The sequence below is a fragment of the Thermodesulforhabdus norvegica genome, assembly GCF_900114975.1.
GTDB classification, from domain to species: domain Bacteria; phylum Desulfobacterota; class Syntrophobacteria; order Syntrophobacterales; family Thermodesulforhabdaceae; genus Thermodesulforhabdus; species Thermodesulforhabdus norvegica.
The window spans coordinates 327,476-346,018 of sequence record NZ_FOUU01000001.1; the positions used below are offsets into that span (position 1 = coordinate 327,476).

At 48.8% G+C, this 18,543-nt stretch carries 16 protein-coding genes; 5 read left to right on the plus strand and 11 right to left on the minus strand.

Translation table 11 applies throughout. From position 1 onward, the window contains the following. The 6 genes from pilB to BM091_RS01615 all read right to left on the minus strand — a co-directional run bounded on the left by pilB (window position 1) and on the right by BM091_RS01615 (window position 6,367). Window positions 1-1,710 (minus strand): type IV-A pilus assembly ATPase PilB, encoded by a 1,710-nt coding sequence (gene pilB, locus BM091_RS01595; protein ID WP_093392972.1) that lies wholly within the window; start codon window positions 1,708-1,710, stop codon window positions 1-3. A 119-nt stretch (window positions 1,711-1,829) separates the two neighbouring features. Next, on the minus strand, window positions 1,830-2,921 hold the full coding sequence (aroB, locus tag BM091_RS01600; protein ID WP_177193477.1) for a 3-dehydroquinate synthase: 1,092 nt from the start codon (window positions 2,919-2,921) through the stop codon (window positions 1,830-1,832). Continuing rightward, entirely contained in the window at window positions 2,911-3,093 is a 183-nt protein-coding gene (locus tag BM091_RS13810; RefSeq protein ID WP_177193478.1) for a hypothetical protein, read from the minus strand. The genes aroB and BM091_RS13810 overlap by 11 nt, the downstream gene beginning before the upstream one ends. Before the next feature lie 35 nt (window positions 3,094-3,128). Further along, window positions 3,129-4,007, minus strand: coding sequence for a radical SAM protein (locus BM091_RS01605; RefSeq protein WP_143083079.1), 879 nt, complete (start codon window positions 4,005-4,007; stop codon window positions 3,129-3,131). A gap of 5 nt (window positions 4,008-4,012) precedes the next feature. Continuing rightward, window positions 4,013-5,392 carry a dipeptidase gene (locus BM091_RS01610; RefSeq protein WP_093392976.1) on the minus strand — a complete coding sequence of 460 codons (1,380 nt, stop codon included), beginning with the start codon at window positions 5,390-5,392 and terminating at the stop codon, window positions 4,013-4,015. A gap of 27 nt (window positions 5,393-5,419) precedes the next feature. After that, window positions 5,420-6,367: a radical SAM/SPASM domain-containing protein gene (locus BM091_RS01615; protein WP_093392978.1), complete on the minus strand. Its 948-nt coding sequence runs from the start codon at window positions 6,365-6,367 to the stop codon at window positions 5,420-5,422. Window positions 6,368-6,559: 192 nt separating this feature from the next. Between BM091_RS01615 and fusA the strand changes: the two genes are divergently transcribed. Next, entirely contained in the window at window positions 6,560-8,608 is a 2,049-nt protein-coding gene (gene fusA, locus BM091_RS01620) for an elongation factor G (protein ID WP_093392979.1), read from the plus strand. A 97-nt stretch (window positions 8,609-8,705) separates the two neighbouring features. After that, entirely contained in the window at window positions 8,706-8,855 is a 150-nt protein-coding gene (locus BM091_RS13815; RefSeq protein ID WP_177193479.1) for a hypothetical protein, read from the plus strand. Between the two features lie 99 nt (window positions 8,856-8,954). On the opposite strand, the gene BM091_RS01625 is transcribed toward BM091_RS13815, so the two are convergent. Further along, a complete protein-coding gene (locus BM091_RS01625; protein ID WP_093392981.1) occupies window positions 8,955-9,437 on the minus strand; it encodes a flavodoxin family protein in 483 nt (160 codons plus the stop codon). Beyond that, window positions 9,434-10,747: a TIGR04013 family B12-binding domain/radical SAM domain-containing protein gene (locus BM091_RS01630; RefSeq protein WP_093392982.1), complete on the minus strand. Its 1,314-nt coding sequence runs from the start codon at window positions 10,745-10,747 to the stop codon at window positions 9,434-9,436. The genes BM091_RS01625 and BM091_RS01630 overlap by 4 nt, the downstream gene beginning before the upstream one ends. 146 nt (window positions 10,748-10,893) lie before the next feature. Between BM091_RS01630 and BM091_RS01635 the strand changes: the two genes are divergently transcribed. After that, the gene (locus BM091_RS01635; protein ID WP_093392984.1) at window positions 10,894-11,877 is read left to right on the plus strand and encodes a calcium/sodium antiporter; all 984 of its coding nucleotides are present in this window, start codon (window positions 10,894-10,896) and stop codon (window positions 11,875-11,877) included. A 12-nt stretch (window positions 11,878-11,889) separates the two neighbouring features. Further along, window positions 11,890-13,353 (plus strand): CDP-archaeol synthase, encoded by a 1,464-nt coding sequence (locus tag BM091_RS01640; RefSeq protein ID WP_093392985.1) that lies wholly within the window; start codon window positions 11,890-11,892, stop codon window positions 13,351-13,353. On the opposite strand, the gene BM091_RS01645 is transcribed toward BM091_RS01640, so the two are convergent. The 3 genes from BM091_RS01645 to BM091_RS01655 are packed head-to-tail and all read right to left on the minus strand — an operon-like array spanning window position 13,283 to window position 15,749. Continuing rightward, window positions 13,283-14,023 carry an ABC transporter ATP-binding protein gene (locus BM091_RS01645; protein ID WP_177193480.1) on the minus strand — a complete coding sequence of 247 codons (741 nt, stop codon included), beginning with the start codon at window positions 14,021-14,023 and terminating at the stop codon, window positions 13,283-13,285. The two genes, BM091_RS01640 and BM091_RS01645, sit on opposite strands and share 71 nt — an antisense overlap. A 41-nt stretch (window positions 14,024-14,064) precedes the next feature. Continuing rightward, entirely contained in the window at window positions 14,065-15,087 is a 1,023-nt protein-coding gene (locus tag BM091_RS01650; protein WP_093392988.1) for a FecCD family ABC transporter permease, read from the minus strand. Next, complete coding sequence (locus BM091_RS01655; RefSeq protein ID WP_218148767.1) at window positions 15,087-15,749, minus strand: precorrin-8X methylmutase; 663 nt, start codon at window positions 15,747-15,749, stop codon at window positions 15,087-15,089. Before BM091_RS01655 ends, BM091_RS01650 begins: the two co-directional genes overlap by 1 nt. A 128-nt stretch (window positions 15,750-15,877) precedes the next feature. On the opposite strand from BM091_RS01655, the gene BM091_RS01660 reads away from it, so the two are divergent. After that, window positions 15,878-18,502 (plus strand): UPF0182 family protein, encoded by a 2,625-nt coding sequence (locus tag BM091_RS01660; protein ID WP_177193481.1) that lies wholly within the window; start codon window positions 15,878-15,880, stop codon window positions 18,500-18,502. The last annotated feature ends 41 nt before the right edge of the window (window positions 18,503-18,543 follow it).

Sequence of the window (18,543 nt, forward strand, 5' to 3'; positions counted from 1 at the left end):
CTAGTCTCTTGCAGTTGTTCGTATGACTTCCTCAATGGAGGTTATCCCGGCCTTGACTTTATTGATTCCGCTCTGACGAAGCGTTTTCATCCCAAGCCGCATTGCTTCCTTCTTCAACTCGGCGGCGGAAGCCCCTGCCAGGACCAGCTCCTGTATTTCCTCGTACATGGGCATAAGCTCATAAAGAGCAACTCGACCTCTGTACCCGGTATTGTTGCAGGCCTGACATCCTCTGGGCCGATAACAGGTAAAGTTTTCTATTTCACGTTCCGAAACTCCAAGGTCAAGCAGAACATCCGGGGGCACGTCATCGGGCACCTTGCATTGATCGCAGAGTTTTCTTACGAGACGTTGGGCCAGAGCAAGATTCAAGGCCGACGCGATAAGAAAGGGCTCCACTCCCATGTTGATAAGCCTTGTAACGGTACTGGGGGCATCGTTTGTGTGCAGAGTGCTCAGGACAAGGTGACCCGTGAGAGCAGCCTTCACGGCTATTTCTGCCGTCTCCAGGTCTCGAATCTCTCCCACCATGATAATGTCAGGATCCTGCCTCAGGAAGGACCTTAAAGCCGCTGCAAAGGTAAGACCTATGGATTCGTGAACCTGAACCTGATTTATACCGGGGAGGTTGTATTCAACAGGGTCTTCGGCCGTGGAGATATTACGCTCAACCTTGTTAAGCTCCATTAAAGCGCTGTAAAGCGTGGTCGTCTTACCGCTACCCGTCGGCCCCGTCACCAAAACCATGCCGTAGGGCTTGTAAATGGCCTCCCGAAAAATGCTTAACTGATCTTCTTCAAAGCCCAGCTGGGTCATATCGAGCTGCAGATTGGACTTGTCCAGAATTCGAAGAACGATTTTTTCACCAAAAATAGTCGGGAGGCAGGAAACACGAAAATCCACTTCTTTGCCCAGAATCTTGGCCTTTATGCGACCATCCTGAGGAAGCCTTCTCTCGGCTATGTCAAGATTGCTCATAATCTTCACACGGGTCGAAATGGCATGTTTATAACGAACCGGCGGCCTCATGACCTCGTAAAGAATACCGTCAATTCTATACCTCACACGAAGCATTTTTTCGTAGGGCTCTATATGAATGTCGCTGGCCTTTTTTCTGATTGCATCGGTCAGCAGAGAATTTACCAGACGAACAACAGGTGCTTCTGTCGCATCTCCCTCAAGTTCCGCAAGATCGATTTCCTCCGTGTCTTCAATAACACTGAGATCCGCTTCATCGGTGAGCATCTTAAGTGCCGCGTCCAGTTCTGTGCTCACCTCACGACGCTTTTCCAGTATTTCGTTAATGGCGCTCTCGGTAGCAACATGAAACCTGATGGTTTTCTGAGTAAGGAATCTCAGATCATCCGCAGCCATTCTATTGGTGGGATCAGCAGTCGCCACATGAAGAATATTTCCGGTCAGACCGAAAGGCACAACTCCGTGCTTTTCGGCAGATTCCCTCAATATGATCCCCATAACATCTTCGGAAATGTTCAACTTTCTCAGGTCCACCAGAGGAAGCTTCATCTGCCTCGCAAGAGCAACGGCAAGATCTTTTTCATCTATATAACCACGTTTCAGAAGGATTTTTCCCAGCCGTTCCCGGGTACGTCTCTGCTCGTTGAGAGCTTCCTGAAGCTGGTCTTTGGTAATAAAACCACTTTCCACCAAAATCTGACCTATCCTCTGATACGTTGCCGGCTGTGTCATGACTCAAGCCTCTGTTACGTGTATTATTCACATTCTGGATTCTTTTTGAATTTTATAAATTAACATGAGAATTACATCAAGCATGACTTTTCTGAAAACGTTTAGAATACCTTACACACTTAAGTCAAATAGATCTTACCTATCTTCTGTGCCAGCCTGATAACCTCATCGATCAGCTTTTTATCCTCGATGGTCTTCCAGATTACCTTACCGGGCGGCCCGGGAATGACAAAAACCAGTGAATTCCCTACCTTTTTTTTGTCCGCCTGGAAAACGCTCATCATCTTGTCGGGGGAATATTCAGAAGGAAGGCCTGTGGGTAAACCGTAAGCAGACAGGAGATCTTTGAGCATGTTAAGATGTTCTCGGTCCAGGTATCCCAGCTGTCTTCCCAGAATCCCCGCGCAGATTAAACCCATAGCCACAGCATGCCCGTGATTTATCGTATAGTTACTGATGCGTTCAACGGCATGTCCAAAGGTATGACCCAGATTGAGCACCTTTCTGACACCGCCTTCTTTCTCGTCTTCCATAACAATCCCGGCCTTTATCTCAACACATCTGAAAACCACGTGGGCCATCACATCGGCCCTTCGCCTTAGAATATCATCGCTGTTATCGAGCAAAAAACGAACCAAATCGGCATCACCGATCCATGCCGTTTTTATTACCTCCGCCATGCCTTCGCGGAAGTTCTCTTCACTCAGAGTTTGCAGAAAATCGGGGTCTATACCGACCCACAGAGGTTGGTGAAAGGTTCCCAGAAGGTTTTTGCCTTCGGGAAGGTCAACACCCGTCTTCCCACCAACACTACTGTCCACCTGAGCAACAAGGGTTGTCGGAATTTGGACAACCGGGATACCGCGCATGTATATTGACGCCAAAAATCCCACCACATCGCCGGTAACCCCACCTCCCACGGCCACGAGCAGAGAATGTCTGTCAGCACCCCGCCTTACGAGCTCCCTTGCAAGCTCTTCCACGGCAGAAAGCTTTTTATTCTGCTCCGAAGCGTCCCATACTATGCTTTCCGTAGCGGTCAAACACCTGTGGCCCCACAGGCCATGGACAAATCGATCCCAGACACAAAAAACCCGGCGTCCCCGGGAAAGGTCTTTTATAATTCGATCAAGCCGCCTATGCAGCCCACTCTCACACATTACCTCGTACGATCGACTTTCCCCGCCGGAAAGCACAACATTAAGTTTCATTATTTCCCTCGCAACGGCATTTTTCGGAAGATTCTGCAATTTCAAGAGCAGAACATCCACTGCAGTCATCGGGAGAGCATGAACACTGCCCTTTTAACCCTCTGGCTATATGCCTGCAGGCAACAATAAGCGCAAAAAGCACGGTAAAAACTACAACGATCCATTGAAACATTTACCTAACTCCCTCATATATAATCGGCAGGCCCATCAGTTTTCCCAAATCAATGGATACAGATTCCGGTGAGTGGTATCCATTCGGGTTAAACCGAGTTCACGGGCCTTTGATATAACCAGCTCATACTCCTGCCTTCTTAAAGTCCTTGAAAGCTCAGGTATATTGGGGGCCAGATGGAAGGGTCTGTAATGACCCATTACGTTGATGTAGGTTTGCACGGAAAGGTTTTCGGCTATCCACTCGAGCACTTTCAGGCTTTCCTCCACATAACCGGGCAAAACGAGATGCCTTACTATCAGCCCCCTTTTTGCAACCCCCCTCCCGTTCATTTCAAGATCCCCGACCTGCCTGTACATCTCCATAACGGCGACCTTTACAATATCGGGATAATCAGGCGCATGGCTCAATTTTTTTGCCAGTTCCCCATTAAGATATTTTATGTCCGTCAGGTAAATATCCACAATCCCTTCAAGGCTTTTCAGGGCTTCAACGCTTTCATATCCTCCCGTGTTGTACACCACCGGAGGTATTTTTTCCGTTTTTCGAAGCTCTTCCACGGCCCAGCGAATATGAGGGATATAGGCGGTAGGGGTTATAAAGTTAAGGTTTTCGCAGCCCCGTTCCACCAGGCTTTTGAGAATTCCAAGGAAATCCGGATCGGTTAAATCTTCGCCTCGACCGAACCAGCTCATTTCATAGGTCTGACAATACATACAGCGCATAACGCAGTGTGAAAAAAACACGGCTCCGGAACCCGTCTCTCCCACGAGGCAAGCTTCTTCACCAAAATGAAGGAAAGCCCCCGCAATCCTCACATCAGCTCCGGCACCGCATCTCCCTTTTTTCCCTTCTCTTCTGTTAACCTCGCACATCCAGGGACATAGCCTGCAACGAGTATATTCTTCAAACATCTCGGTTATCTTTCGGCCATGAGGAAGAACAGAGCCACGGCGGTTTTTATTCCCTTGAAAAAATCATCGAGATTGAACCTTTCATTGGGCCCGTGTATGCCGTCATCGGGTCTTCCAAACCCCAACAGCAGTATGGGTTTCGACCCCATCAGTTCCGAAAAAAGGCTGACCACAGGGATCGAACCACCCTCACGCATAAAAACCGGGGGCCTGCCAAAAGCAATTTCCAAGGCCCTTGCGGCAATCTGAACCTCTCTGCTCTTCGTATTCACCAAAACGGGGTCGGTTCCTTCCATCGGGGTTACCTTCACACGGACTCCGGGAGGGGTAACCTTCCTTATGTATTGCCCGGTAAGGTCGGTTATTTTTTTGTATCGCTGATTCGGAACAAGGCGCATGCTTATTTTGGCTCCGGCCCTGGACGGAATTACCGTTTTTGCTCCAGGGCCTGAATACCCTCCCCAGATGCCGTTCACGTCCAGAGTGGGTCTCAGAAGCCTGCGCTCAAGGGGATGAAACTCTTTTTCACCACCAAATACACTTATACCCAGATATTCCTTTAACTGCTCCTCATCAAAGGGCAGAGAACGGATCATAGCCCTTTCGGTCTCATCAGGAACCAGCACATCGTCGTAAAACCCTTCTATCATTACACGGTCGTTCTCGTCTTTGAGGTGAGAGAGAATGTCCACCAGGGCCTGGAGAGGATTAACGACGATTCCTCCGTAAACCCCCGAGTGAAGATCTCTTTTTGGCCCCTCAACGTCAATCTGTAGATAGGCAAGGCCTCTAAGGCCATAGGTAATCGCAGGGACGCCCGGCGCTGCCTGACTGCCGTCGGAGATGACCACGGCATCCGATTCCAGGAGTTCATGACGATGGAGCAAAAATTTCCTCAAGTTCGGGCTTCCGATTTCCTCCTCGCCTTCAAAAAGAAATCGCAGATTCACGGGAACCTGCAGACCTGCGCGATTTATAGCATCGAGGGCGGCAACATAACAAAAGAGCTGACCCTTATCATCACTTGCCCCCCGGGCATAAACATACCCGTCCTTTATCACAGGATCGAAGGGATCACTCTGCCATTCTTCCAAGGGATCAGGAGGTTGAACATCGTAATGGCCGTAAATAAGAAGCGTTGGCCCCTTATCTTTAGCCTGAAAGCTTCCACATACGACGGGATGCCCTTCGGTCTCAAGAACCTCACAACCGGCTCCTCGCGCCTTCAGTGCCTTACACAGCCTTTCTGCTGCGTTTTCAATGTACTTTCGACAGGTCGGATTAGCGCTGACACTCGGCAGTCTAAGCAATTCAAGGAGTTCGTGCAGATAGCCATCGCGTTGTTCATCAATTACTTTGAAGACTTCATCAATCTTCTCGGCCATGGGAGTAATGTCTCCTTTCGGATATACCTATTCTCTTTGCATGGTGCACTTTTCGCACAAAAGTCCCTGCACCCTGCCATCAAGAAGTCTTCTCCTGATTTCTCTGTACCTATCTCCATTCCACGCTTCTTCGAGGCTCTGCGTCTTCAGATCTCCAAGAATTGTTGTCTGCTCCCAGTCGTTACAACAAAGAAGCAATTCCCCTCTGACGTTCACATAGGCCTGCTCCATAGGGCGCACACACCACGAAAAAGGCTCCAGAGGTCTGGCACTTACCCCGAGATCGGCAATCTGAGGATTGGCGCGATTGCTCATTGGTCTTATACTTACACGAACCCCTCTTCTTTTCCAGTATTCTCTGATCTTTTCAACATCGGGTTCGATAAGCTTTGTTCGTATCATTGTAACTCTCAATTCCGGTTTTTTCTTCCTTAGCTTTGCCTTAAGTTCCAGAAACCGATCGATATTGTCCAGAACTTTTTCCAGTTTCAAACCAACCATGGTTTTCTCGTATTTTTCTTTTACAATCCCATGGACACTACAGGTAAGAACATCCAGTCCAGAATCCAGAAGATCTCTTGCCACTTCTTCAGTTAAAAGGCTGGCGTTTGTATTTATTTTCGTGTATGTGGGAAACCTCTTCTTTGAAGAAATATAACGAATCCTTTCGCCAATCTCCGGATCAAGAAGAGGCTCGTTCATCAGATAAGGGCTGATTCTCCACATGCGATGGCGAACGCACTCGTCGATAATCGTTCTGTAAAGATCCCAGTCCATTCGCCCTTTAGGCAAAGGTCTTTTGGTCTTACCGTGAGGGCAGAAAATGCAGAAAGCATTACAGCCCGCAACGGTTTGAATTTGTATTACCCTGGGGAAGCTCCAGGCAGGTAATTCCTTTTTAGAGATAAAACGCCAGACTTTGTCCATAAATCCAGCATTATCTTCCGGAATGTAATACCTGAAAGGATGGCCCATGGTATTCCTCCTGTCGTTTTGAGCTTTGATTTTTCATTATATTATATCTTAATTTTTACAAAAAACAGGCCGGCTGCTTTACTTGACACAGGACGGTTGAATTTCTAGAGTAACCTGCGCAATAAATATTGCCTGTGTTGCGGCGATTTAAGCTCCCTGAGGGCTTGAATCGTTATTTTTGTGAGGTTGATCATGTCGGACATAAAAAGAATCAGAAAGATCAGGAACATCGGAATAATAGCCCACATAGATGCGGGCAAAACAACCGTAAGCGAGCGGATTTTATATTACACCGGCCGATCTCATAAGATGGGTGAGGTCCACGACGGAACGACGGTCATGGACTGGATGGATCAGGAGCAGGAAAGAGGCATCACAATAACCTCGGCCGTCACGACCTGTTTCTGGCGTAATCACGAGATACACCTTGTGGATACTCCCGGTCATGTGGATTTCACCGTAGAAGTTGAAAGGTCCTTAAGGGTCCTGGACGGAGCTGTGGCCGTGTTATGTGCCGTCGGAGGAGTTGAGCCTCAATCTGAGACCGTATGGCATCAGGCAGACAAGTATCGGGTACCGAAGATAGCCTTCGTTAACAAAATGGATCGAATTGGCGCCGATTTTCCCGGCGTTATAAGGCAAATGGAAGAGAAACTAAAGGCGGTGCCTTTACCGCTTCAGATGCCTGTTGGAGCCGAACAGGACTTCAGAGGAGTCGTTGATCTTCTGAGAATGCGTCAGGTTGTATGGCTGGAAGAAACCCTTGGTGCGGCCTATGAGTATGTGGACATAGAACCCGAACTCAGGAGTGCTGCAGAAGAGGCCCGGGACGCTCTTGTTGCAAAGGTTGCCGAATTCGATGACACGCTACTGGAAAAGTACCTCGAAGGAGAGTTTATCACCGCCGAGGAACTCATTCCCGTTATTCGTAAGGCTACCCTTGAGCTAAAGCTGGTGCCCGTCCTATGTGGGTCGGCCCTGAAGAATAAGGGTATTCAACCTCTCCTCGATGCAATCGTTGATTTTCTGCCCTCCCCTCTGGATATCCCTCCTGTGGTGGGCGTAAACCCGGAAACGGGAGCAAAAGAAGAGCGCCATGCCAGCAGTAAGGAGCCTCTTGCTGCGTTAGCCTTCAAGATATTCATGGACGAAGGGCGCAAGCTCACCTATGTGAGAATATATTCCGGCACCATGAGCGTGGGTATGGATGTTTACAACGCGTCGAAAAAGACACGGGAAAAATTATCCCGCATCTTTTCCATGCACGCAAATAAACGAGAGCGCAAAGACAAGGCCGAGGCGGGAGATATCGTAGCGCTTATGGGTATGAAGAGCGCTACCACAGGGGATACCTTCTGCGACCCCCGTTTTCCCATCCTTCTGGAACCCATAGACGTTTATGAACCCGTTATATCAATGGCCGTAGAGCCCAGAACCAGGGCAGATCAGGATAAACTAATGGACAGCCTGATGAAAATGTCCGAGGAAGATCCTACCTTCCGCTTTCATGAGGACCCCGATACGGGTCAAATAATTATTCGCGGCATGGGAGAACTCCATCTCGAAGTGCTCTTAACCCGTCTTGAAAGGGATTATCATGTTGGGGTTAGAGCAGGAAAACCACAGGTAGTTTACAGAGAAACGATTCAGGAGGAGGCCAGGGCAGATGCAAGCTTCGACAGAGAAATAGGCGGAACAAGGCATTTTGCAAGGGTAAGCGTAATTGTCAGGCCGAGAGAGCGTGGGAAAGGGAACATTGTTTCAATAGACATTGATCCGGCTAAGGTTACGGAAACATTTCTGCCTGCCTTTGAGCAAGGGGTAGAGGACGCCTTATCTTCCGGAACAATTATGGGGTATCCCGTTACCGACGTGGAAGTAAGCGTTGTCGATGCCGATTTTGACGTACAGCATCCCAGCGAACTTGCCTTCAGGGTAGCGACCACCATGGCCGTCAGGAATGCCTGTGAACTCGGGAAACTGATGCTCCTCGAACCTTACATGACCGTGGAGGTTCTCACCCCTGAAGAATTCCTCGGTGAAGTCATAAGTGATTTAAATACCCGTAAGGGTCGCATCGAAAGCATCACCGCCAGAAAAGCCGTACACGTCGTCACGGCTCTTGCGCCTCTTTCCAAAATGTTCGGGTATTCAACAGATCTGAGGTCGGCCACTCAGGGCAGGGCAACCTTTACCATGCAGTTTTCTCATTACGATACGGCCGTGGATTCGCCAACCTAATTTAAGATATCCTTCCCGGTTTGTTCAAACACTTTCCCGGCGGAGACATAAAGATTAAAATGTAATAAAAACGTGAACCGGCAAGAAGAGGGTAGCTTTGAGACTGAAGAAAGTCATTATAACCCTGACACCCGAAGAAGTTCAGGAAGTGTTGCGTATAGACATGGATGGAGACCCAGAAGAAGCCTTTTCCTTCCTTCGTACGGTTTTGGCGAAAAAGGTCAAGGAAGAATTGAAAACCCATTGAGTGCCCGTTTTTGAGGCCGGGTACGGCCCCGGGCAGAAAGATCGATTTGTTAGCCCGAAATGATGGGCAGGCACGGTAAGCCTGTGCCTGCCCATTGAGTTATCCGTGGAGTTTCAAGCAGAGTTCGGCAACACGCCTTCCCAGCTTCCTGGCATTTTCAGCCGTTTTCTCGTCGGGAGCCCCCACGCAGGCCACGCCGTAATGACCCGTAGCACTCATTGGATCCCCCACAACGATCATTCCGTAAATGAGCATACACTGAATTATGGACATCATCGTCGTTTCCTTTCCGCCCGTGGGATCACCTGATGTGGTGAAGGCGGCGCCAACCTTGTTTTCCATCTTTTTTCGAACCCCGACGAAGTCATCAAAGACTTTCTTGAGTTCTGCAGCCATGCTGCCGAAGTAAACCGGTGAGCCGGCTATAATACCGGCAGCTTCGACAAAATCGTCCTTCGTCACCTCTGAAGTGTTTTTTAAAACCGCATCAACGCCGTTTACCTGACGAACTCCCTCCGCCACATACTCTGCAAGCTTTTTCGTGTTTCCTCCCCGAGAATAATACAAAACAAGAACCTTCATCGCTCACCTTCCCTCCTGCATCTAAGTTGATCCCATCTCATTCGATCCTGATGCATCCACTGTCCAAAAAGTTTACCACGGGATATAAGACTTTCAAGGCGGCGTCTGGCAAAATCCGGAATCGGCGTGGGTTCTGCAAAAGCCCATCGAGATCCCGGAAGAGGCATAAAAGCATGAGCATGAATGCGAGCCCCTTTTTGAGCAAGCCTTTCTGCCGGATCAAGGCTATGGTTGACATCTTCCAGGGTTTCTCCTGGAAGGCCAAAAATAAAATCGACGGCAGGCTCAAAGCCCTTTTCAACGAGGAGCTCAACGGCCTTCACGACCTCATCAACACCATGCCCACGCCTCATCGCCCGAAGCATACGCAGGCTTCCGCTCTGGGCTCCCACAACTATCGTCCTGTTATTGCAGAATTCTTTAAGGATTTCGACCGTCTCCTCGGTCACGAACTCGGGTCGTACTTCCGACGGGAAACTGCCGAAAAATATCCTGCCCTGAGAAGGCAGAATTCTCCGAATTGACGCCAGCATCTCGTAGAGGGCGTTGACGTCGGGTCGACGTCCGTCAGAAGAGCCATAGGCCAGAGCGTTAGGCGATATCATTCTCACATCGGTTCTTCCGTGGGCAACCATGACCCGTACGGCTTCGGAAATTACTTCCCCGGTCCTGTGCCTTATCCGGGTTCCTTTTATAACCGGAGTTTCACAATAGGCACACCTGAAAGGGCATCCCCGGGTTATTTCAATGGGTCCAAAGCGGTAAGGCTTCCTGGGAAAGGGAAGGGAATCTTCCCATGGGTAGTTATCTGCGATCCTTCCTTTTTTTAATTTACCCTGGTCGTAGAAAAAAATCGAGGAAGACAAATTGCAGGAGCCGTTAAAAGCAAAATCAAGGAATGATACTACGGCACCTTCTCCCTCACCGGCGCATACGAAATCGGCTCCTTCCTTGAGAACCGACTTAACAGAACCCGTGGGGTGAGGCCCACCGCAAAAGATGATGCAAGGCCCTCTCCAGGGCATGCTCCTTACCCTTTTCCATTCTGCCCTGATGTCCGACCACTCGCAACTCATGAAAGAGTAAACCAGAACCACCGGTCCCGTAAGGCCCTCTGCGAGCTCTGAAGCATGTTCGAAAAACTTCTGTTTATTCAAGAACAGAAGGCCGACCCACCCCGAAGAAATGAGGGGGTGATCTTCTATTGCGGAAGCCAGAGCATTGATGCTGTAACGGTTATATTTCGATAATCGGAAAATGATAGCCCCTTTCCGGGCAGTGCTTCCTTCAGGAATTGCAAAGCTTAACATTTCACCTTTACCGTCCGATCAAATTTGTTTCATAAAACCATGGCAATTACTATTGTTATGCATCAAGCTATGTCTTTTCAACACGACCCGGTTTTAGTATATGGCGCTATTTGTTGAGAATATAATTGTGAGAGAGGAAAAAACCGATGCTAACAATGTTCGTGGTGGCCACGGTTTTCGGAATCCTAGGCCTCGTCTGGGGTGCCGATAAATTCATCGATGGAGCACTTCAACTTTCCCGAGCTCTGAAAATATCGCCCCTTGTGGTTGGTCTTACCGTGGTATCATTCGGCACATCCCTTCCCGAACTGATAACAACGGTCATAGCGAATCTTACAGGGCACCCTGACGTTGCGGTAGGAAACGTGATCGGAAGTAACATAGCAAACGTGTGTCTTATCCTGGGTACGGCGGCGCTTTTCAGACCGCTACTCGTAAGCCAGACCACAATGAAAAGAGAATATCTCTTTCTTGTGGTCATATCGTTGCTTTTCTGGTTTATGAGCTACAACGATCGGCTAAGCAGGACAGAGGGGGCTGTTTTGTTTTTAACCCTGATCGGATACCTGATATGGATGGTTAAACACCCTTCAAATTCGGAAGTTGCTGCGATTCTGCTTAAAGAAGCCGATCAATTGAGCACCTCTGAAGCCGGTACAGACCGTGAGTCCAATCTCAAATTGGCTTTTAATCTTGTGGCCGGACTTCTGGTTTTAACCCTGGCAAGCCGTTCTCTGGTCTGGGGAGGAGTCGGTATCGCCAGGTGGATTAACGTACCGGAGCTGATCATAGGACTTTCCCTGGTCGCTCTCGGTACAAGCCTTCCAGAGCTTGCGGCATCTATTGCGGGAGCGATAAAGAAAAGCGACGACATTGCTGTGGGAAACGTGGTTGGTTCAAATATCTTTAACATTCTTGGAATCATCGGAATATCTTCTCTTGTAAACCCTCTGCAGGTCTCTCAGACCGCCGTTAGCAGAGACTTCCCTATAATGCTTTTTACGACTCTTTTGCTGTGGCCTCTTGCCAGGCCAAAAGGACCGGAGGCCGGTCGTATATCCAGGCCGGAAGCAATGATTCTTCTGGGGGGTTATTTTGCGTACATACTGTTCATGTTTCTCAAAAGGTGAGGAAGATAAACGATGCTTACCGACTTTCTCAATACGGTGAATTTCGTTCTATTTCTGTCTCTGGTGAACCTGTCACCGCCACTTCTCGCATTTTTTTTCGGCTCCAAATACGATGCTCCTCTTGATGGGGGTAGAAAATTCTGGGACGGCAGGCCCCTGCTCGGCCCTCATAAAACCATTCGTGGGGTTCTCGGCGGAGTTGTAACAGGTGTTTTTATCTCTCCCTTCTTCGGCTGGGGAATTCTGGAAGGAACTGCACTTGCCATCCTTTCCATGCTGGGAGATCTCATAACAAGTTTTATCAAGCGCCGTGCAAATCTTCCGAGCGGGAGTGTGGTTATCGGGGGAGATCAATTTCTAGAATGCGTCATGCCGGCACTTTTCTGGAAGTATAAAATGAACATCTCCTTGTTTTACTTCGTAATTGCCGTAACGGCCTTTAGCTCAATCGCCTATGCCGGTTCAATCTTCTTCAAAAAAGTCCTCCTGAGCCCCCCGTGTAATCCCTATCCCAGACCTCTGCACCCTCGCCTGCGCTTCCGGGAATGGAAATCCTGCCAGATAAGAAAGCGCCCCTGGACGGATGTATTCCATTTCGAAGACGCCCTCTACTACCATACGCTGCTATACATGATTCTCAGAATCCTCGGTATTTACGAAATCGGCGTAAGAAACGCTCTTAGTATAAATACAAACCGTGTCTCATTCTTTTTCCCCGATCTTCCGGTGGCTTTTGACGGCTATCGGATTCTCTTTATGACGGATCTGCACCTCGACGGCCATCCCCGGATCACCGATAACTTACGGAAAAGCATAGAAAAAATTGACCACGTTGACCTGTGCGTTCTTGGAGGAGACTACAGGTTTGAGACCGTCGGTGACTTTGCGCCGGCGGTTGGTTACCTGAAGAGTCTCCTTCCGCTGCTTACCGCCAAGGCGCGAGATGGGGTGATTGCCGTCTTGGGTAACCATGATTGCATTGAAATTGAGGAGGCTTTTCGAAATAGAGGCCTGAAATTTCTGGTAAACGACCACGTTATTATCAAACGGGGTAATGAAGCATTGTGCTTTGCGGGTGTTGACGATCCTCATTACTATCGCTGTGCCGATGTAGGCAAAGCGCTCCGGGGCACGGGAAGAGACCTGTTCACGGTGCTCATATCCCATTCCCCGGAAGTCTATAAAGAAGCCCACCGTTTCGGAGTAAATCTATATCTCTGCGGACACACGCATGCCGGTCAGTTCAGCCTTCCCAGGGTGGGACCGGTATTCACTCACAGCCGAACTGGACGGCGCTTCCACTACGGCAAATGGCAATACGGAGGTATGCAGGGTTATACCAGCTCCGGTGTTGGGGCATCCGGACTCTTTGCAAGGTACGGAACCAGAGGAGAAATTGTGATTATCACCCTGCGGTGTCTGGATCGGGAGAGAATATCACCTGAGGCCTTACGAACCCCGGCGGGCGGTAAATAGAGGCGGGAGCCTCGTAAACCTGTTCCAGAATCTCGGGTTTCAAAACTTCGTCGACCGTGCCCGAAGCGAAAACACGGCCTTTTTTCAAAAAAACCAGGTGGGTACAGAATTGAACGGCGGTGTTTATGTCGTGCATTACCACCAGAACGGTTTTAAGTCCTTTCGAACACAAGCCCTTCATGATTGCAAGCACTCTGAGACTCCATTTTACATCCATTGCCGAAGTCGGTTCGTCAAGCATGATCAGAGGAGTCTCCTGGGCAAGCACACGGGCAATAAGAACCCGTTGCTTTTCACCGCCACTGGTGTGCGTAATAAGCCGATCCACGAGGGGAGCGGTATCAGTAATACTCATTGCTCTCTCTACGGCTTCGCGATCCCGTGTAGAAGGAAGGTGGAAGCGTCTCTTATAGGGATAACGCCCCATTCTGACGATGTCCCCGCACTTGAAGGGAAAACGTACAGAGGTGTCCTGAGGCAGAACCGAAACCGTTCTGGCCAGTTCACGGCGTGAGTAATAATCCAGAGGCTTTCCCAAAATTTCAACATGACCGGAAAAAGGCTTGAGAACCCCGGAAGCCACCGAAAGGAGCGTGCTTTTTCCGGATCCGTTAGCACCCAGAATGACCGTAAAAGAATGCCTCGGAATTTCAAGCGATATATTGTCCAATACGACGGTCTTACCGTATCCGGCGCGGATCTTTTCCAGTCTCAGGACGACATCCCCATTTCCTTCCTCCGCCTTACCAGGATTAAACAGAAGAAAGGTCCACCGATAAGGGCCGTAACGACGCCCACCGGTATTTCCTGACCCTCTCCCAGAATGGTTCTGGAAACCGTATCTGCCACGAGCATCAATATACCACCTGCAAAGATGCTGTAGAAAAGAAGTCTGAAGTGCTTAGGGCCCACCATGAGGCGAACGACATGAGGAACCACCAGCCCGACAAAGCCAATTATACCGGTAAACGATACCGAGGCGGCCGTCATCAAAGAGGCAACCGAAAGCAAAACGAACCTTACCCGGGCCACGGATACACCAAGATGCATTGCCTGGACATCACCCAGAGCCAGCAAATCAAGCTCTGTCGAATAATAGAACATAACGACCGTACCGAGCAGGAAATAGGGCAGAATTATTAAAACCTGCTCCCAGGTTTTTCCGGAAAGAGAGCCCATTATCCAGAAAACGATGGCAGATATTGATTCCTCGTGAAGGCTTTTAAGCAGGCTTATCAGAGCCGATAAAAAGGTCGAAACGATGATACCCGCAAGGATTAGATTGGCCGGGTGAAACTGACCGTCAATCTGTCCCAGGAGGTAAACAAAGCAAAGAGCCAGGAGGGCACCCAAAAAGGCCGCTACAGGAATGGTGAGATGTCCCGACCATCCCACACTTCCGACGCCGAAAAGGATTGCGACGGAAGCGCCAAAGGCAGCACCGGTAGATACGCCTAATGTGTAAGGATCGGCAAGCGGGTTAAGAAGCACTCCCTGATAGACCACGCCCGAAAGGGCCAGAGCCGCCCCCACAACGGCGGCAAGCACTGTGCGGGCAAGCCTTATGTCGAAGATGATGTAGCGTATGCTTTCATCTACGTCGCTATCGGCTCCGATAAAGGCCTTCCAAAGGGTTTCCCAGGAAATGAAAAGCGACCCGGCCGAAAGTGCCCATACAAAGGCCAGCACAAAAAGGAAGATACATGCGGATGTGATAAGAATGTCCCGTTTCACTACAGCCCTTTTTCATCGATCAAACGTGCGCACTCGAGCAGACCGTGAAGGATTGCCACAGCAACGGTGCTTCCGCCCTTTCTGCCCTTTGTGACGACAAAAGGAACCATACCGTTTCGGATAAGCATTTCTTTTGATTCTGAAGCCTGAACAAACCCAACAGGCACCCCGACCACAAGGGCCGGTTTGGCTATTCCCTCCTCAATGGCTCTGACGATTTCCATTAACGCCGTAGGTGCATTGCCCACGACAACGACTGATCCGTTGAGCTTTTCCGCCTTCATTCTGAAGGCAGCAGCAGAGCGTGTAATACCATGCCGTCTGGCAAACTCCATGATCCCTAGGTCATCCGAGGGGACTTCAACCCTGAGACCGTACCAGCCCAGACGCCAGGGAGACAGACCCACAGCAATCATGCGAGTATCAACATAGATCGGACTGCCCCCGTGAAAGGCTTCCCTTGCCCTTTCAACAACCCCGGAAGAAAAAAGCGTAATCCGGGCGTATTCAAAATCTGCAGTAGTGTGGATGATTCTCCTTACGACGATCCACTCAAGCGGATCGTATCCATGTTGCCCCACTTCTCTTTCAATTATGGCAAAGCTTTGGGCTTCTATATCTGCCCCGGGCCGGACGATTCCTTCAACACGGTTATCCATCATTTAAAGCATCCTTTCCCTGCATTCTAAACAGACCGGTTGCCTCAGAGCGCCTTTCCGTATATCGTTGAACGGTATTCTTTCTACCGGAGATGCCACACCAATGGCAACCATTTAAGGGGGTTTGGTTTATGATCAAGCGGATAAAGCAAAAAATGGGTATGGGTTTCACCTTTTTGATATTGATTGCAGCCGCCTTTGTGGCCTTTCACCTTCTCTTCCTTGATTTCGTTGTCGATGCCTGGTGGTTTGAATCGCTGGGCTACAGAACCTACTTCTGGCAAAGGGTTCTTTATAAGTACATAATCTTCGGCCTTTCGACGGTGATATTCTTCCTGATCATGTTTACAAACTTCTGGGTGGCATCTCTTACCCTGAAGAAAATAACCCCCGGAGGAACGGAACCCGAGAAAAGGATCTCCCGCATTATCGGCAGACTTCGACGGGGTTCTCTGAAAGTCTATACCCCCCTTAGCATTGTGCTCGCTTTTATCCTTGCCTATCCACTGTATGAACAGTGGGAAACCGCAATGCTTTTCTTCTTTGCGCCCAGTGCGGGCGTTCCCGATCCCATTTTCGGCAAAGATGTGAGCTTCTATCTCTTTGCCCTTCCCCTTTTTCGGCTCGTCCAACTACGACTTTTTCTCGTCTCCGTAGTGGTCCTTGCCGCAACCGTACTCCTTTACGGTATTGAGATTCAGGTGGTCCGAAAAAACATAGGGCGTTATGCCTTTCCGAAAATGGCCAAAATCCACATTGCCCTGTTAGTAGCCTTTCTGTTTTTGCTGGTTTTTGCTCATTTAATGCTGAAACGTTATGAACTGGTTTATGTCCACACCCACAAAAGCTTCTTTGGGCCAGGTTTTGTGGAAATGAACGTTCAACTTCCGTTGCTCTGGTTGAGCATGATTCTTCTTCTGGCCACTTTTGTAACACTCCTCTACTTCCTATTTACAAATCGAGGATGGCTCATCACGGCAATATGTTCGGTTCTCTTTTTCCTGTCCTACGGAGCCGGAGAAAGTAATTTCCTCACCGAAAGGGTTCAAAAATACTTCGTAAAACCCAATGAAATATCACGGGAATCCAAATATATAGCAAAATCCATAAAAGCCACATTGAGCGCATATAAGTTAAATGATGTCACAATAAGAGAATACCGTCCGGTAGAAAGGGGTAAAACTGCAATTCTGGAAGGGATGGACGAAGTAATAAGAAACATCCCGATATGGGATAAGGAGCTATTACTTGATGTGTACAAGCAACTGCAGGGATTGAGACCCTATTACGATTTTCTGAATGTCGATGTAGATCGCTATCACATAGGAAATCTTTATCAGCAAACCTTTGTAGCCGCTCGTGAACTGGCCGTAAACAAACTCCCCGAGAATGCAAAAACCTGGGTTAATCTTCACATGAAGTACACTCACGGTTATGGGGCCGTAATTACTCCTGCAATTCAGGGCGGAGAAGAACCCATTACATGGTTTCTAAAAGATCTTCCGCCTCGTTCTGAATATGGAGTCACCTTAAAGCAGCCGGGAATATATTTCGGTGAAGGAGATTACACCTACGCAATAGTTCCAAACGAACTGGGAGAGGTGGGTTATCCGAAAGGCGAAACGATCGTTACGGACAATTATCAGGGGAAATGCGGAGTACCTTTATCTTCGGTTTTCCGCAAAGCTCTTTTTGCCCTCTATTTCAAAGAAAGGAACATATTCTTAACAACCAAAACCAAAAAGGACTCTAAAATCCTTTTCAGACGCAACATTGTGGAAAGGATCAAAACGATTACGCCTTTTCTCTTGCTCGATCGAGATCCCTATCTCGTCGTCACGAAGGGAGGGCTTTTCTGGATACAGGATGCCTATACGGTTTCATCGCATTATCCTGCGGCAGAACCCTTCAACGGCGAAATAAATTATATAAGAAACAGCGTAAAAATCGTGGTGGATGCTTATAACGGCACGGTGGAATATTACATCTCCGATCCCGATGATCCCATAATCCGTGCTTATTCCAGAGCGTACCGGAACATTTTTAAGCCCATGGATGCCATGGACCCGGAGTTAAAAAAGCACCTTCGATATCCGAGAGATCTTTTCGAAATCCAGATGGGCATCTTTGCCAGGTATCACCAGACCGACCCCGAAACATTTTTCAAGCAGGAAGACGCCTGGAAATTTGCCAGAATATATGGAGGAACTAAGGAAAAAATCATAAAGCCATATTACCTGACGCTTAATCTTATAGACCCGAAAAAGTTTGAATTCCTTCTCGTTCAGCCTTTCAGTCCAAGGGGTTTGGACACATTGAGGGCCATCGCCTGTGTATCAAGTGACGGAGAAAACTACGGCAAAATCACACTATTCGCCTTTCCCAAAGACATCCAGGTTTACGGTCCATCCCAGGTAAATGCCCTCATAGACCAGGACACTTATGTATCACAGCAATTCACCCTCTGGGATCAGATTGGCTCCGCGGTAGAGCGAGGAAAAATGATAATTCTTCCCTATAGCGGTTCGGTATTCTACATCCAACCCGTATACCTCAAGGCCACGACAAGGCTAAAAATTCCGGAACTGAAGAGAGTAATAGTGGCCTTTGAAGACATGGTTGTCATGGATGTCAACGTTGAAGGTGCGGTGACGGGCCTCATGGAACGAATAAAGGCCCGTGAAGAAATCTACCGGCGGAGAATTGAGCGTTTCTCCGGTCAGGAAGCCCCGGGACATAATCAGGAATCTCAATAGGAATCCAGGGCGGGCCGTAATCGATTGCGACCCGCCTTTAT

Bases quoted from the DNA above. Each gene is read 5' to 3' on its own strand.
- BM091_RS01635 (WP_093392984.1), top strand. From the start codon at position 10,894: ATGCTAACAATGTTCGTGGTGGCCACGGTTTTCGGAATCCTAGGCCTC.
- BM091_RS01640 (WP_093392985.1), top strand. From the start codon at position 11,890: ATGCTTACCGACTTTCTCAATACGGTGAATTTCGTTCTATTTCTGTCT.
- aroB (WP_177193477.1), bottom strand. From the start codon at position 2,921: ATGAAACTTAATGTTGTGCTTTCCGGCGGGGAAAGTCGATCGTACGAG.
- BM091_RS01610 (WP_093392976.1), bottom strand. From the start codon at position 5,392: ATGGCCGAGAAGATTGATGAAGTCTTCAAAGTAATTGATGAACAACGC.
- BM091_RS01615 (WP_093392978.1), bottom strand. From the start codon at position 6,367: ATGGGCCATCCTTTCAGGTATTACATTCCGGAAGATAATGCTGGATTT.
- BM091_RS01655 (WP_218148767.1), bottom strand. From the start codon at position 15,749: ATGATGGATAACCGTGTTGAAGGAATCGTCCGGCCCGGGGCAGATATA.
- BM091_RS01660 (WP_177193481.1), top strand. From the start codon at position 15,878: ATGATCAAGCGGATAAAGCAAAAAATGGGTATGGGTTTCACCTTTTTG.
- BM091_RS13810 (WP_177193478.1), bottom strand. From the start codon at position 3,093: ATGTTTCAATGGATCGTTGTAGTTTTTACCGTGCTTTTTGCGCTTATT.
- fusA (WP_093392979.1), top strand. From the start codon at position 6,560: ATGTCGGACATAAAAAGAATCAGAAAGATCAGGAACATCGGAATAATA.
- pilB (WP_093392972.1), bottom strand. From the start codon at position 1,710: ATGACACAGCCGGCAACGTATCAGAGGATAGGTCAGATTTTGGTGGAA.
- BM091_RS01625 (WP_093392981.1), bottom strand. From the start codon at position 9,437: ATGAAGGTTCTTGTTTTGTATTATTCTCGGGGAGGAAACACGAAAAAG.
- BM091_RS01630 (WP_093392982.1), bottom strand. From the start codon at position 10,747: ATGTTAAGCTTTGCAATTCCTGAAGGAAGCACTGCCCGGAAAGGGGCT.
- BM091_RS01605 (WP_143083079.1), bottom strand. From the start codon at position 4,007: ATGTTTGAAGAATATACTCGTTGCAGGCTATGTCCCTGGATGTGCGAG.